The organism is Pandoraea sp. E26 (assembly GCF_000681415.1).
Lineage (GTDB): Bacteria > Pseudomonadota > Gammaproteobacteria > Burkholderiales > Burkholderiaceae > Pandoraea > Pandoraea pnomenusa.
Genome location: NZ_AYXJ01000018.1, coordinates 38,299 through 52,729, shown reverse-complemented (window position 1 = coordinate 52,729; position 14,431 = coordinate 38,299). Strand labels below are relative to the sequence as shown.

At 65.5% G+C, this 14,431-nt stretch carries 12 protein-coding genes and 1 pseudogene; 11 read left to right on the top strand and 2 right to left on the bottom strand.

The genetic code is table 11. The features are described 5' to 3' along the window. The first annotated feature begins 11 nt into the window (after positions 1–11). The 5 genes from W930_RS0113305 to moaE all read left to right on the top strand — a co-directional run bounded on the left by W930_RS0113305 (position 12) and on the right by moaE (position 5,043). The gene (locus tag W930_RS0113305; protein ID WP_023596293.1) at positions 12–1,322 is read left to right on the top strand and encodes a homoserine dehydrogenase; all 1,311 of its coding nucleotides are present in this window, start codon (positions 12–14) and stop codon (positions 1,320–1,322) included. Positions 1,323–1,396: 74 nt separating this feature from the next. Further along, positions 1,397–2,863, top strand: a complete 1,467-nt coding sequence (gene thrC / locus W930_RS0113300) for a threonine synthase (protein WP_023874127.1) — start codon at positions 1,397–1,399, stop codon at positions 2,861–2,863. Between the two features lie 39 nt (positions 2,864–2,902). Beyond that, positions 2,903–4,177 carry a gephyrin-like molybdotransferase Glp gene (gene glp / locus W930_RS0113295; RefSeq protein WP_023874128.1) on the top strand — a complete coding sequence of 425 codons (1,275 nt, stop codon included), beginning with the start codon at positions 2,903–2,905 and terminating at the stop codon, positions 4,175–4,177. A gap of 42 nt (positions 4,178–4,219) precedes the next feature. After that, positions 4,220–4,480 carry a molybdopterin converting factor subunit 1 gene (moaD, locus tag W930_RS0113290; RefSeq protein ID WP_023874129.1) on the top strand — a complete coding sequence of 87 codons (261 nt, stop codon included), beginning with the start codon at positions 4,220–4,222 and terminating at the stop codon, positions 4,478–4,480. Between the two features lie 98 nt (positions 4,481–4,578). Further along, entirely contained in the window at positions 4,579–5,043 is a 465-nt protein-coding gene (moaE, locus tag W930_RS0113285; protein WP_023596289.1) for a molybdopterin synthase catalytic subunit MoaE, read from the top strand. Between the two features lie 100 nt (positions 5,044–5,143). Here the strand turns inward: moaE and W930_RS27305 are convergent, their stop codons facing one another. After that, on the bottom strand, positions 5,144–5,716 hold the full coding sequence (locus tag W930_RS27305) for a group III truncated hemoglobin (protein WP_231107066.1): 573 nt from the start codon (positions 5,714–5,716) through the stop codon (positions 5,144–5,146). A 222-nt stretch (positions 5,717–5,938) separates the two neighbouring features. Here W930_RS27305 and clpB point away from each other — a divergent pair, with 222 nt between their 5' ends. Further along, positions 5,939–8,566: an ATP-dependent chaperone ClpB gene (gene clpB, locus W930_RS0113275; RefSeq protein ID WP_023596287.1), complete on the top strand. Its 2,628-nt coding sequence runs from the start codon at positions 5,939–5,941 to the stop codon at positions 8,564–8,566. Between the two features lie 104 nt (positions 8,567–8,670). Here clpB and W930_RS0113270 read toward each other — a convergent pair whose 3' ends face one another. After that, positions 8,671–9,588 carry an aldo/keto reductase family oxidoreductase gene (locus W930_RS0113270; protein ID WP_023874131.1) on the bottom strand — a complete coding sequence of 306 codons (918 nt, stop codon included), beginning with the start codon at positions 9,586–9,588 and terminating at the stop codon, positions 8,671–8,673. Positions 9,589–9,704: 116 nt separating this feature from the next. Here W930_RS0113270 and W930_RS0113265 point away from each other — a divergent pair, with 116 nt between their 5' ends. The 5 genes and pseudogenes from W930_RS0113265 to W930_RS30835 all read left to right on the top strand — a co-directional run. Further along, entirely contained in the window at positions 9,705–10,604 is a 900-nt protein-coding gene (locus tag W930_RS0113265) for a LysR substrate-binding domain-containing protein (RefSeq protein ID WP_023596285.1), read from the top strand. Positions 10,605–10,844: 240 nt separating this feature from the next. Then, positions 10,845–11,354, top strand: a complete 510-nt coding sequence (locus W930_RS27300; RefSeq protein ID WP_023596284.1) for a DUF2306 domain-containing protein — start codon at positions 10,845–10,847, stop codon at positions 11,352–11,354. Between the two features lie 151 nt (positions 11,355–11,505). Then, positions 11,506–12,672 (top strand): sensor histidine kinase, encoded by a 1,167-nt coding sequence (locus W930_RS27295; RefSeq protein WP_023596283.1) that lies wholly within the window; start codon positions 11,506–11,508, stop codon positions 12,670–12,672. Next, a complete protein-coding gene (locus tag W930_RS0113250) occupies positions 12,669–13,586 on the top strand; it encodes a LytTR family DNA-binding domain-containing protein (RefSeq protein WP_023596282.1) in 918 nt (305 codons plus the stop codon). The genes W930_RS27295 and W930_RS0113250 overlap by 4 nt, the downstream gene beginning before the upstream one ends. 181 nt (positions 13,587–13,767) lie before the next feature. Next, a pseudogene (locus W930_RS30835) lies at positions 13,768–14,232 on the top strand (gamma-glutamylcyclotransferase); the annotation flags it as partial. Positions 14,233–14,431: the final 199 nt, after the last annotated feature.

Genomic DNA, 14,431 nt, shown 5'->3' with positions numbered 1-14,431 from the left:
AGTAAAACTGCATGAATCCGATCAAATTGGGCCTCCTCGGCCTTGGCACGGTAGGCTATGGCGCCTTCCAGGTACTGGCTCGCAACCAGGAAGAAATTCAACGTCGTGCCGGCCGGGGTATCGAGATCACGAAGGTTGCGGTGCGCAACGTCGAACGCGCGCGCGGTCTCGTCGGCCAGGCGGCTGTCGTGACGGGTGACCCGTTCGAGGTGGTCAACGATCCGGACATCGATGTCGTGGTCGAGACCATCGGCGGCTACGACCTCACGAAGGAACTGGTCCTCAAGGCGATCGAGAACGGCAAGCATGTGGTCACCGCGAACAAGGCGCTGCTGGCCGTCTATGGCAACGAAATCTTCGCCGCGGCGCGCAAGGCCAACGTCATGGTGGCCTTCGAGGCCGCGGTGGCCGGCGGCATTCCCATCATCAAGGCGTTGCGCGAAGGGCTCACCGCCAACCGCATCCAGTGGATCGCCGGCATCATCAACGGCACCACGAACTTCATCCTCTCGGAGATGCGCGACAAAGGCATCGACTTCGACGTGGCGCTTGCCGACGCACAGCGTCTGGGCTATGCCGAGGCCGACCCGACGTTCGACATCGAAGGCGTCGATGCCGCGCACAAGCTCACGCTCATGAGCGCCATCGCGTTCGGCGTACCGGTGCAGTTCGATCGCGCCTACATCGAGGGCATCACCAAGCTCTCGGCGCTCGACATCAAGTACGCCGAGGAGTTGGGCTACCGCATCAAGCTGCTGGGCATCACGCGTCGCGCGGAGGCGGGTATCGAGCTGCGCGTGCATCCGACGCTCATCCCCGCCAAGCGCCTCATCGCCAACGTGGAAGGCGCCATGAACGCCGTACTGGTGCAGGGCGACGCCGTGGGCGCCACGCTGTACTACGGCAAGGGCGCGGGCGCCGAGCCGACGGCTTCGGCCGTGGTGGCCGACATCGTGGACGTGACGCGTCTGCAGACGGCCGACCCGGAGCATCGCGTGCCGCACCTGGCGTTCCAGCACGACGCGCTGTCGAACACGCCGGTGCTGCCGATCGGCGAAGTCACCACCAGCTACTACCTGCGCCTGCGTGTGGTGGATCGTGCCGGTGTGATGGCCGAACTCACGCGCATTCTCGCGGACCTGGACATCTCGATCGACGCATTGCTGCAGAAGGAATCGCGCGAAGGCGAACATCAGACGGACATCATCATCCTGACGCATCAGACCCAGGAAAAGCACATCAACGCGGCCATCGCGAAGATCGAGGCGATGGAGACGGTGCTCTCGAAGGTCACGCGCATCCGCATGGAGGCGCTGAGCTGAGTCGGTCGCGCGCGCCCGCAGGCCGGCGCGCCGACGACCCGCTGCACGAACCCATTCGACAGGACACGACTCACATGAAATACATCTCCACGCGCGGCGCGGGCCTGAATTCCGGCGAGCCGCAATCGTTCTCGAGCATTCTCCTCGGTGGCCTGGCCCCCGACGGCGGCCTGTACCTGCCGACCGAATATCCGCGGGTGACGGCCGACGAACTGCGCGCCTGGCGCCAGTTGTCTTACGCCGAGCTCGCGGCGAAGGTGCTGACCAAGTTCGCCGGCGACATTCCCACCGAAATCCTGGCGGATCTGACCCTGCGCACGTACACCGCCGAGGTCTACCGCAATGTGCGTCCCGGCGAGGATGCCGCCGAGATCACGCCGCTGCTGCCGCTCGGCGTCGAGAATGGCACGCCGCTCTCGCTGCTGGCGCTCTCGAACGGTCCGACGCTCGCGTTCAAGGACATGGCCATGCAGTTGCTCGGCAACCTGTTCGAGTACGCGCTGGCTCAGCACGGCGATGCGTTGAACATTCTGGGCGCCACGTCCGGCGACACGGGCAGCGCGGCCGAGTACGCCATGCGCGGCAAGGAAGGCATTCGGGTCTTCATGCTCTCGCCCGCCGGCAAGATGAGTGCGTTCCAGACGGCGCAGATGTACAGCCTGCAGGACCCGAACATCTTCAATCTCGCGGTCGAAGGCGTGTTCGACGACGCGCAGGATATCGTCAAGGCGGTGTCGAACGATCACGCCTTCAAGGCGCGCTACAAGATCGGCACGGTCAACTCGATCAACTGGGCGCGCGTCGTGGCGCAGGTCGTGTACTACTTCAAGGGGTACTTCGCGGCCACGGGCGGCAAGTCCGGCCAGGACGGGGAAGTGTCGTTCACCGTGCCGTCGGGCAACTTCGGCAACGTCTGCGCCGGTCACATCGCGCGCATGATGGGCTTGCCGATTCGCAAGTTGGTGGTGGCCACCAACGAGAACGACGTGCTCGACGAGTTCTTCCGCACCGGACGCTACCGCGTGCGCAAGTCCGCCGAAACGTTCCATACGAGCAGTCCGAGCATGGACATCTCGAAGGCGTCGAACTTCGAGCGCTTCCTGTTCGACCTGCTGGGGCGCGACGCCCAGGCAACGGCCGATCTGCTGTCGAAGGTCGAGCGCGAGGGCGGTTTCGATCTCTCAGGCACCGAGGCGTTCGCGCGCGTGGCGCAGTTCGGGTTCGTCTCGGGTCGCAGCACGCACGACGACCGTGTGGCCACGATCCAGGACGTGGCCCGTCGCTACGACGTGGTCATCGACACCCATACGGCCGATGGCGTGAAGGTCGCGCGCGAAGCGCTCGAGCCCGGGGTGCCGATGGTGGTGCTCGAGACGGCGCAGCCGGCGAAGTTCGCCGAGACCATTCGCGAGGCGCTGCATCGCGAGCCGCCGCGTCCGGCGGGCTTCGAGCAGCTCGAATCGCTGCCGCAGCGCTTCGAGACCGTGCCGAACGACGTTGCGCGCGTGAAGGCGTACATTGCGGAGCACACCGGCCTGTAAGCCGGCGTGCGCTGTTCTCAGACTTCCGGGCCCCCCCTCATGCTGAGTACCCAAGAAGCTCTCGATGCCGTGCTGGGCGCCGCGCGTGCGCTCGGCCGCCACGAGACGGTCGACACGCTCGCGGCGAACGGTCGCGTGCTGGCCGCCGACGTGATTGCCACGCTCGATGTGCCGCCGATGGACACGAGCGCCATGGACGGCTACGCCGTCCGGTTGTCGGATCTGCGTGACGCCGAGACGGTCTTGCCCGTCTCGCAGCGCATTCCCGCCGGTCACGCACCGGCGCCGCTGGCCGAGGGCACGGCGGCGCGCATCTTCACCGGCGCTCCGGTGCCGCCGGGCGCCGACGCCATCGTGATGCAGGAGCAATGCGAGGCGCGCGAGGACGGCAAGGTCGTGATTCGCCATGTGCCCGCGGCCGGCGAGTTCATCAATCGTCAGGGCGCGGACATTCGTCGCGGCAGCGTGATCCTCGCGGCGGGCACGCGCCTGCGCGCCCAGTCGCTCGGGCTGGCGGCCTCGGTGGGCATCGCGAAGTTGCAGGTGGCGCGCCGCCTGCGCGTGGCGGTGTTCTTCACCGGCGACGAACTGACCATGCCGGGCGAGCCGCTGCGCGAGGGCGGCATCTACAACTCGAACCGATTCGTGCTGCGCAGCCTGCTGGAGAACCTTGGCTGCGAGATGACGGATTACGGCATCGTGCCGGACAATCTTGCGGCCACGCGTGCGATTCTGCGTGACGCCGCGCGCGGCAATGACCTGATCATCACGTCGGGCGGTGTGTCGGTGGGCGAGGAAGATCACGTCAAGCCGGCGGTGGAGGCCGAGGGGCGACTGAACCTCTGGCAGATCGCACTCAAGCCGGGCAAACCGCTCGCATACGGCGAGGTGAACCGTCCGCGTGGCGCGAGTGATGCGACGAACGCGACTGACGCGACTGACGCGAGTCGCGAGCACGGTGCGGGCGGCGATACGGCGCACTTCATCGGCTTGCCGGGCAATCCGGTGTCGAGCTTCGTGACGTTCCTGCTGTTCGTGCGCCCGTTCATTCTGCGCTTGCATGGCGTGGCGGACGTGGCGCCGCGCCGTATCGCGATGCGAGCCGATTTCACGCAGAAGAAGGCGGACCGTCGCAATGAATTCGTGCGCGCCCGCGTCAACGATCAGGGCGGTCTGGAGGCGTTTCCGAACCAGAGTTCCGCGGTGCTCACCTCGACCGTCTGGGGCGACGGCCTCATCGACAACCCGCCCGGGCACCGCATCGAAGCGGGGCAGACGGTGGCATTCCTGCCGTTTTCCGATCTTCTATATTGAGAGACAGGGGCGCCGCCCATGCGGCGCGCCGGGGAAGCAACCATGCAGATCAATCTTCGCTTTTTTGCCAGTGTCCGCGAGGCGCTGAACGTTGCCGAGGAGCCGAACGTGGAAGTCCCCGAGGGGGTTGCCACAGTGGGAGACGTGCGTCGGTGGTTGTGCAATCGCGGCCCCGTCTGGGCCGAGACGCTCGGCGAGCAGCGCGCGCTTCGCATGGCGCTGAATCACGAGATGGTGCCGGCCGGCACGCGGCTCACGACGGGCTGCGAGGTCGCCTTCTTCCCGCCGGTCACCGGCGGCTGACAAGTTCAGGTTCGCATCCGGGGTCGCGGCGGGGCGGCGGCCGGCCTCGGATATGCGGCAACCCGGCCCGCCAACCCTATACAGAGCACATCGACACCATGCCGATTCGCGTACAGACCGAGGATTTCGACCTGTCGGAGGAAATCCGCCAACTGCGTGCCAACGACCTGCGCGTGGGTGCCGTGGCGAGCTTTGTCGGCACTGTGCGCGATCTGAACGATGGCAAGGATGTGTCCCGCATGACGCTGGAGCACTATCCCGGCATGACGGAGAAGGCGCTCTCGGCGATCGTCGCCCAGGCGCACGAGCGCTGGCGCCTGTTCGACGCCCTGGTCATCCATCGTTACGGCGATCTGGGGCCGGGCGACCAGATCGTGCTGGTGGCGGTGACGTCGGCCCACCGGGGCGATGCGTTCGCGGCGTGCGAATTCATCATGGACTACCTGAAGACCGAGGCGCCGTTCTGGAAGAAGGAGTCCACGCCACAGGGTGAGCGCTGGGTCGATGCCCGGGAGACCGACACCGCGGCGCGGGAGCGCTGGACGAAGGGCGACGGTCGGTAACCGGCCGGGACGACCCCCGAGCGCGGTCGCGCCAGGGCGCGTCGGAAATACGCTTTTTTCAGGAAAAATCGGCGAATTTAAGCAAAATTCGCCGATCGTTTCATTTGTGCGGTCGAGACGGTCTGGCTTGTTTCACGCTATCGAGCAACAGACGTTGCGCCGGTGGCAGCGAATACTCCCACCCGAACAGGTTCAGTTGAAGGCTCTCCGCGATCCGGATGGCGGGCTCCGCAAAGGCGAACGCGGCCTGCGGTTCGAAGATCTTGTCGAGCGTATCGAAGAACAGGGCGAGCCAGCGGCTGAAATGCTCGCCGCTCAGATGCGCGAACGGCTGATGCGCCTGCGTCACATTGCCGCGGTACCGCTTGGCACCGAGCACGATGCTGGCCCAGAACGACACCATTTTCTCGAGATGCCCATCCCAGCGGCCTTCGAGCGCCTCGCGAAAGACGGGCCCGAGCATGTCGTCGTCGCGGATACGCCCATAGAACGTATGCACGAGCAGGCGCACGGCGTCTTCGTCGATGGCCGCCAGCCGTGCCGACGGCCATTCGGCCGTGGTTTGCGGTGCAACGCCGGGAAGGGCGTCTGGCCCCGTTCCGGGCGGCATTTCCGATGCCGCACGGCCGGACGTCGCGCTGTCGACCGGGGGCTGTGTGTCAGGATGACTCATGGTGCGGCGTGCTTAAAATGACTATTATGAGCTTCAAACCCGGGCGTGTCCCACGCATTCCCGGACGTGGTTCCGCGGCGCCCCCGGCGCGTGCCGTGACCCGTGATTCCGGCGTGCCTCGGGCTACGTGAGAAAGGTCGATCTCGCGCCGTAATGCCCCTTGAAACCACAGGGGATTGTCCGCACATCCGATGCAGAAATGAATTCTTACCGGAGCACGAGATGCGACAAGACAAATTCACCACGCAGTTCCTGGAAGCGCTGGCTGATGCCCAAAGCATGGCAGTCGGTCGCGACCAGCAATACATCGAGCCGCTGCACCTTCTGGCCGCGCTGATCGCTCAACCCGAGGGGGCGGCGCGTTCGCTGCTGCAGCGCGCGGGCGTTCAGGTCCAGCCGCTGGCGCACGACCTCGAGACGGCCATCGCAAAGTTGCCTCAGGTGCAGGGCACCGACGGCAACGTGCAGGTCGGCCGCGAACTCGCAGGCTTGCTCAACCAGGCCGACAAGGAAGCGCAAAAGCATGGCGACACCTATATCGCCAGCGAAATGTTCCTGCTCGCACTCGCCGACGACAAGGGCGAGACGGGCAAGCTCGCCCGCGCTCGCGGCCTCACGCGCAAGTCGCTGGAGGCGGCCATCGAGGGTGTGCGCGGCGGTCAGTCCGTCGATAGCCAGGATGCCGAGGGCCAGCGCGAGGCCCTCAAGAAATACACGCTCGACCTGACCGAACGCGCGGCGCAGGGCAAGCTCGATCCGGTGATCGGGCGCGACGACGAAATTCGCCGCACAATCCAGATTCTCCAGCGTCGCACCAAGAACAACCCGGTGCTCATTGGTGAGCCGGGCGTAGGCAAGACCGCGATCGTGGAGGGCCTGGCGCAGCGTATCGTCAATGGCGAAGTGCCGGAGTCGCTCAAGAACAAGCGTGTGCTCGCGCTCGACATGGCGGGGCTGCTCGCCGGCGCCAAGTTCCGCGGCGAGTTCGAGGAGCGCCTGAAAGCCGTGCTCAATGACATCGCCAAGGACGAAGGCCGCACGATCCTGTTCATCGACGAGATTCACACGATGGTGGGCGCGGGCAAGGCCGAAGGCGCAATGGATGCGGGCAACATGCTCAAGCCGGCGCTCGCACGGGGCGAGCTGCACTGCATCGGTGCGACCACGCTCGACGAATATCGCAAGTACATCGAAAAGGATGCCGCGCTGGAGCGCCGCTTCCAGAAAGTACTCGTCGACGAGCCGAGCGTCGAGGCAACGATCGCGATTCTGCGCGGTCTGCAGGAAAAGTACGAACTGCACCACGGCGTGGAGATCACCGACCCGGCCATCGTGGCGGCGGCGGAACTCAGCCAGCGCTACATCACCGACCGGTTCCTGCCGGACAAGGCCATCGACCTGATCGATGAGGCGGCGTCGAAGATCAAGATGGAAATCGACTCGAAGCCGGAAGTGATGGACAAGCTCGACCGTCGTCTCATCCAGTTGAAGATCGAGCGCGAGGCCGTCAAGAAGGAGACCGACGAGGCCTCGCAGAAGCGCCTGGCGCTCATCGAGGAAGAGATCGCGCGCCTGGAGCGCGAGTACGCCGACCTGGAGGAAGTCTGGACGGCGGAAAAGGCCGCCGTGCAGGGTAGTGCGCAGGTCAAGGAAGAGATCGACCGTGTGCGCGCCGAGATCGCGAAGTTGCAGCGCGAGGGCAAGCTCGACAAGGTGGCGGAGCTGCAATATGGCAAGCTCCCGCAACTCGAAGCGCAACTGAAGGACGCCGATGCGGCCGAGGCCGCGGGCCAACAGGCGCATCCGCGACTGCTGCGCACGCAGGTAGGCACCGAGGAAATCGCCGAAGTGGTTTCGCGTGCCACGGGTATCCCGGTCTCGAAGATGATGCAGGGCGAGCGCGAGAAGCTGCTCAACATGGAAGCCAAGCTGCACGAGCGCGTGGTGGGCCAGGACGAGGCGATTACCGCCGTGGCCGACGCCATCCGTCGTTCGCGCGCGGGGCTGGCCGATCCGAACCGCCCGTACGGGTCGTTCCTGTTCCTCGGGCCGACCGGCGTGGGCAAGACCGAGCTGTGCAAGGCCTTGGCGATGTTCCTGTTCGATTCGGAAGATCACCTCATCCGCATCGACATGAGCGAGTTCATGGAGAAGCACAGCGTGGCGCGTTTGATCGGTGCGCCCCCGGGCTATGTCGGCTATGAAGAGGGCGGTTATCTGACCGAGGCCGTGCGTCGCAAGCCGTACAGCGTGATCCTGCTCGACGAGGTCGAAAAGGCGCACCCGGACGTGTTCAACGTGCTCTTGCAGGTGCTCGACGACGGCCGCATGACCGACGGACAGGGCCGTACGGTGGACTTCAAGAACACGGTGATCGTGATGACGTCGAACCTCGGGTCGTCGATGATTCAGTCGATGGTCGGCGAGCCGCAAGACCGGATCAAGGATGCCGTGTGGACGGAGATCAAGGAGCACTTCCGTCCGGAATTCCTCAACCGGATCGACGAAGTCGTGGTGTTCCACGGACTCGACCAGAAGCACATCGAGTCGATTGCCACGATTCAGATCGAGATCCTGCGCCAGCGTCTGGCCAAGCTCGAGATGCACCTGGAGGTCAGCAAGTCGGCGCTCGCCCATGTGGCGCGCGAGGGCTTCGATCCGGTGTACGGCGCGCGTCCGCTCAAGCGGGCTATCCAGCAGGAGATCGAGAATCCGGTCGCCAAGCTGGTGCTTGCCGGCAAGTTCGGGCCGAAGGATACGATCCCGGTCGACTGGCGCAACGGCCGCTTCACCTTCGAAGGCGAGACGGCCGCACAGGTCGGCCGCGAGACGGAGGCGGCAGCGGAATAAGCCGTCGGCCCGGGAGATCGGCTCTCCCGGCGGTCAACCTGATAGGACACCCCTCTCGCAGGGGTGTTTTTTTATCGTTCCGGCGCTCGACGGATTCAGCCACCTCATTGCGACGCTGTCTCCGGAGTTGCGGCGCCGATGCCACCGATGCCGCCAATGCCACCGATGGTGTCGAGCGCGGCTACCGCGTCGGACGACAAATGCAAGGCTGCGGCAGCGATGTTTTGCCGCAGGTGGCCAACCGACGCGGTTCCCGGAATCAGCAGAATATTGGGAGAACGTTGCAGTAGCCACGCCAGAGCCGTTTGCAAAGGCGTCGCCCCGCAGTCGGCAGCTACCTGCTCAAGCGTTGCCGACTGCAGTGGCGAGAACCCACCCAGCGGGAAGAACGGCACATAGGCAATACCTGCGCTCGCCAGTTGCGCCACCAGCGGGTCGTCGCCCCGGTGGGCAAGGTTGTACTGGTTTTGCACGCAGACGATATCGGTCATGGTCCGTGCCTGAGCGATCTGATTGGCCGTCGCGTTGCTCAGGCCAATATGCCGAACGATACCCTTGCGCTTTAACTCCGCAAGCGCTGTCAGAGGGGCTTCCAGATCTCCCTCCGCCGGTGCCGCCACGTCGAACATCAGGCGTAGGTTCACGACATCCAGCACTTCCACGCCCAGGTTGCGCAAATTGTCGTACACCGCAGATTCCAGTTCGGCAGGAGACATCGCCTTCAGCCACGAGCCATCTGTGCCGCGACGTGCGCCAATTTTGGTGACGATCACCAAATCGTCGCGATAGGGATGCAGCGCCTCGCGAATGATCTGGTTGGTGATATGCGGACCGTAGAAATCGCTGGTGTCGATGTGATTGACGCCCATCTCCAACGCCGAACGCAATACAGCGATGGCTTGCTGCCGGTCCCCAGGGGGGCCGAATACATGTGGGCCCGCCAGCTGCATGGCGCCATAACCCATGCGGATGACTTCGAGGTCACCGAGCATGTAGCTGCCGGCTTGATTGGCTTGATACATCGTTTCTCCTCGGTTGCGCAAAGCGGTAATGTCAGCGCAGTCTAGGAGCTTGCTCGGTGTGCGACAATCCCGCGCAATAAGACAGCTTGTGCGAAATTCCAGACAATCTAATCGCCATGGCCGATTTGCAGGACATTGCCGCCTTCGTAGCCGTAGCCACGCAGGGTGGCTTTCGCAGCGCCGCACGTATCTCGGGTACCAGCGCCTCGCAACTGAGCGAGGCGGTGCGCCGGCTGGAGTCGCGTCTCGGCGTGCGACTTCTCAATCGCACGACACGCAGCGTGGCGACCACCGATGCGGGCCAGCGCCTGCTGGAACATCTGACGCCTGCGCTGAGCGCCGTCGAATCGGCGCTGGACGTGGTCAATGGCTTTCGCGACCGTCCCGCTGGACGCTTGCGACTGAATGTTCCATTGGCCGCCTCCAAACTGGTATTGCCGCGCATCGTTCCGCAGTTCCTCGCTGAGTACCCCGACATCTGTCTTGAGGTGATCGTGGAAGATCGCTTTGTGGATTTGCTGCAGTCAGGCTGTGACGCCGGCATCCGATACGAAGAAGGAATGGATCAGGACATGGTGGCGGTCCCCATCGGCCCGCGGCGCCAGCGCATGGCCCTGGCGGCTTCGCCAGGCTATCTCGCGCAACACGGCAGACCGCGCCATCCGAACGATCTACGCGAGCATATTTGTCTGCGCGGACGCTTTTCCAGTGGTGCCATGCCGCCTTGGCACTTTACGCGCAAAGGGAAATCGTTGACGGTGGAAACGAACGGACCGTTGATCGTGAACCTTGGCGCCGCCGCCGACCTGGCCGTTGATTCGGCGGTGGCTGGCGCGGGCGTGATCTATTTATTCGAGGAATGGCTGCAGCCCTATATCGACCGCGGCGAACTGGACCCGTTGCTGGAGCCCTGGTGGCCCAGCTTCACCGGTCCGTTGCTGTACTATCCGGGCCGCCGCTACCTGCCGTCGCCATTGCGCGCATTCGTGGACTTTGCGAAGACCATCCACTGGTAGCCCCCTCGGCCAACGATTTGCCATTTGGGCATACGTCCTTTCCGATCGCGGTGATTTTTTCGTCGTGTCACAATCGTCGGCGACAATACGCGGCCGCGTGCGTCGACGGCGCAAACGCCGTGCCGTTCGCGCCGACCGGCAACCGTTGGCGCCGCGCCGGTGTCGTTCGTCGCACCACGCATGCGGTGGATGACCCCGCGCCCTATCGTCACACCATGATCCCATCACAGCAAGGACATCATGGAGACGATTCTGGTAATGCATCTGGCCGCCGCAGGGGCGGCGGTGGGGCTTGGCATCGGCATCCTGTTCATGCGGCGGGGCACGTCGAGACACCGATGGCTGGGGCGTCTGTGGGTTGCGGCGATGGCGGTGACGGCGCTCTCGAGTTTCGGCATCCGTGGCATCGGCGGCGTCGGTGGGGGCGACGGATCGGGCGGCATGCAGCTTTCCTGGCTGCACGTCCTCTCGTCGTTTGTGCTGGTGAACCTGGTGCTGGCCGTGCGGGCGATTCGCCAGGGGCGGGTGGCGAGCCATCGGCGACGCATGCTCGGTCTGTACGCCGGGCTGGTGATCGCGGGCGTGGCCGCCGTGGCGGTACCGGGGCGCCTGCTGAACCGTGCGCTCGTGCAGTTGTGGCACCATGACGCGAAATTGGCGCAGGCCCGTGCGGACTGTGCTCGCGTCGACCCGGGGCAAGCATCCACGCAACCTCTGCCGTGTCCGACGCGGCGATCGAACGAATCATAGACAAGGACAGTGCCAGCGGCACGAGCAGCGACACCTGCAGCAATACCGACAAGCCAGCGGGAACCGGACAACAAACGCGACGTGCACCGATGGTCGGGTCGGGGCTGCCCGTGACGATCGACGGGACACACGCGTGAGAGCGACGCCGACGATGAGACAACCGCAATCCGCTCAGCCCATACAGGCGGCGCCCCTACGGGCGAAGCGTGGCCTGTGGCAGACCTTCTGGCGCGAACTCGCCGGCGTGATGATCTTCAACACCCTCATTGCACTGGGGCTGCGATTGATCGGCTTTGGCGGGACCTTTGCGCAAAACTTCGTGTTCAGCCAGTGCATCGGCCTCTCGATTGCCGCGCTGGTGGACGGTGGGCGCCGCGTGATCTGGCGCGAGGGTGTGCCACCCATGGGGCCGTTTCTCGTGCTCGTGGCGTTGGGCTGCCTTGGCGGACTGGCGGCTGGCGTCGGCATGGGCACGGCGCTGCTCGGTCTGCCGATGTCGATGTGGCGCCCCGTGGGCAATCATTCCGTGTCCATCGTGCTGGCGGTCGCCCTGGCCGGCACCGGCATCGGCACGTATCACGGCTGGTCGCGGGCCCGACTGTCGCAACTGCGTGAAGCGGCGGCGCGGCAGGCATTGCGCGAGGCGTCGGTGGAGCGGCAACTCGTGCTGGCGCGCCTGAAGACGCTGCAGGCGCAACTCGAACCGCATTTCCTGTTCAACGTGCTCGCCAATCTGGACGCGTTGATCGCGAGCGACGCCGCGCGTGCGCGCATGCTGTTGGCCCACCTGAACCGGTTCCTGCGGGCTTCGCTGGCGGCCACGCGTGCCGAGGTCACGTCGCTGGCCGACGAATTCGTGTTGCTCGACGCGCTGCTCGCCATCCAGCAGGTGCGCTTCGGAGAACGCCTGCGCTACGCGTTCGACCTGCCCGACGATTGCCGCGCCCTGCGCGTGCCGCCGATGCTCGTCCAGCCGCTGGTCGAAAATGCGCTCAAGCACGGCGTGGAGCCACTCCCCGAAGGCGCCGCCGTGCACGTCGAGGCATGGCTCGAGGCGTCCGGCGAGGATTCGCAACACGTCGTCATCCGCGTTGCGGACGACGGCGCGGGCTTTCATGCCGACACAGGCGCCGACGGCGTGGGGTTGATGAATATCCGGGAGCGCCTGCGCGTGCGCTACGGCGACGCGGCAAGTCTGACACTTGCCGAAGGCGTGCCGCGTGGCGTTGTCGCCACGTTGCGCTTGCCCATGAGCGCCGGCGGTCCGGCCGATGGGGCACCGACACAGGTTTCTGGTCCCGGAGCGTGGCGTGCATGACATCCCCCCTCGCCCTGATTGCCGAAGACGAACCCCTGCTGGCCGAGGCGCTGCGCGCCATGCTCGCGCAGGCCTGGCCCGAGTTGCGTGTGCTGCCGGTCGCGCTGGATGGCACGTCGGCGATTGCCGCCATCGTCCAGCATCAGCCCGAAGTCGTGTTTCTCGACATCGCGATGCCTGGCGCGACGGGGCTCGACGTGGCACGCGCCTGTGCACGGCTGAGCCGGCCCCCGCAGATCGTGTTCGTGACCGCGTTCGACCGGTTCGCACTTGACGCGTTCGACGCGGCCGCCGTCGATTATCTGCTCAAGCCGGTGCAACCCGATCGCCTCGCACGCACGGTCGCGCGCCTGCGTGACCGGCTTGATGCTCCCGATGACGGCGCGCTCGCGCAACTGTTGACGACATTGCGCACGCGGCTGCAAGTCAGCTCCCTGCCGGTGAACGGTCGCGCGGACGGTGTGGCGAACGATGCGGCGCCAGGCGAGGTGCACGGTATCGCTACGGCGCAGGGGGCGACAGAGGTGGCGGCGGAGGTGGAGGAGGCCAACGAGCCGGCGGTGCTGACGGTCGCGCGCGAGAGGCGCGATTACCTGCGCTTCGTGCGGGCGTCGGTGAAGGACGAGGTTCGAATCGTGCCGGTCGAGGACGTCTGCTTTTTCGAGGCGGCGGACAAGTACGTCGTCGTGGCGACGACCGACGGCGATCTGCTCATTCGCACCAGTCTGCGCGAGCTATTGCCGCAACTCGATCCGTCGCGCTTCTGGCAGGTGCATCGCAGCACGGTGGTGAATGTGGCCGAAGTCGTGAGCGCGCAGCATACGCCGCTGGGGCGCCTCACGCTCAAGCTCAGGCGCCGCAAGGACCGTGTCGCCGTCAGTCGGCAGTACGCGCACCTGTTCCGGCAGATGTAGGGGCGGGCGCGGCGGCGAAGCTTTCATCGGGCACCCGCCGGCTCGGGCGCCCCGACCTTCGGGAGCGTGAGGTTGGGCATGCTGTCGGCGCGACAATTCGGGTTCCGTAAGTGTAAGCTTGATGCCGATGAATTCCGAACAGGATGAGGCAATGACGGCGGCAATGCACGGCTCCGGCGGGATCGACGAGACGAACGAGGACGGCGGTCACGAGACGGCACGCGACGGCGCGTGCTACGCGTTCGTATATGGCACGCTGCGCGCGGGCGAAATCAACGACATGCGTCTGGCCGCGGCGCGCCACGGCATTGCCGCGCCGACGCTCGTCGGTACGACTTCGCTGGGGGGCCGTCTCTACGATTTCGGCGCCTACCCCGGCATGGTGTTCCCGCGTGCCGACGAGCGCGGCGCGAGCCGCGTCGTCGGCGATGTGTACCGCATACCGGCGGCGCTCATTCCCGTGCTCGACGAAATCGAGGAAGTGTATCCGGGCGAGTCCGGCCTGTTCGTGCGCGAACGTCGCGACGTCGAGTGCGCCGGCAAGACCTATGCATGCATTGTGTACCCGGTCAGCGAATCGGCGGTCGTCCGGTTGCCCCGTATCGACGGCGGCGACTGGGTGGCTTACCGCCGCGCACGCGACGCGTCGGACGCGTCAGGGATGTCAGGTGCGGCCGGCGCGTCCGAACCGACCCGGAACGGCTTGAACGAGACACCGTCGTCGTAGCCGGCTCGCGGGGCGCATGCGGCACGCATCTCCATGTCCGAATTTGACCAGCAGGGGGCGCGGCGATATGGGACGATGCAGCCGTTCCCATTCCTCGCGACGGCCGCATGCGCCGTCT

What these genes read in the sequence shown, in the direction of transcription:
- moaD (WP_023874129.1), top strand. Translation starts at nt 4,220, where the DNA reads ATGCAGATCAATCTTCGCTTTTTTGCCAGTGTCCGCGAGGCGCTGAAC.
- W930_RS0113270 (WP_023874131.1), bottom strand. Translation starts at nt 9,588, where the DNA reads ATGTATCAAGCCAATCAAGCCGGCAGCTACATGCTCGGTGACCTCGAA.
- W930_RS0113265 (WP_023596285.1), top strand. Translation starts at nt 9,705, where the DNA reads ATGGCCGATTTGCAGGACATTGCCGCCTTCGTAGCCGTAGCCACGCAG.
- W930_RS0113250 (WP_023596282.1), top strand. Translation starts at nt 12,669, where the DNA reads ATGACATCCCCCCTCGCCCTGATTGCCGAAGACGAACCCCTGCTGGCC.
- W930_RS0113305 (WP_023596293.1), top strand. Translation starts at nt 12, where the DNA reads ATGAATCCGATCAAATTGGGCCTCCTCGGCCTTGGCACGGTAGGCTAT.
- thrC (WP_023874127.1), top strand. Translation starts at nt 1,397, where the DNA reads ATGAAATACATCTCCACGCGCGGCGCGGGCCTGAATTCCGGCGAGCCG.
- W930_RS27300 (WP_023596284.1), top strand. Translation starts at nt 10,845, where the DNA reads ATGGAGACGATTCTGGTAATGCATCTGGCCGCCGCAGGGGCGGCGGTG.
- clpB (WP_023596287.1), top strand. Translation starts at nt 5,939, where the DNA reads ATGCGACAAGACAAATTCACCACGCAGTTCCTGGAAGCGCTGGCTGAT.
- moaE (WP_023596289.1), top strand. Translation starts at nt 4,579, where the DNA reads ATGCCGATTCGCGTACAGACCGAGGATTTCGACCTGTCGGAGGAAATC.
- glp (WP_023874128.1), top strand. Translation starts at nt 2,903, where the DNA reads ATGCTGAGTACCCAAGAAGCTCTCGATGCCGTGCTGGGCGCCGCGCGT.
- W930_RS27305 (WP_231107066.1), bottom strand. Translation starts at nt 5,716, where the DNA reads ATGAGTCATCCTGACACACAGCCCCCGGTCGACAGCGCGACGTCCGGC.
- W930_RS27295 (WP_023596283.1), top strand. Translation starts at nt 11,506, where the DNA reads ATGAGACAACCGCAATCCGCTCAGCCCATACAGGCGGCGCCCCTACGG.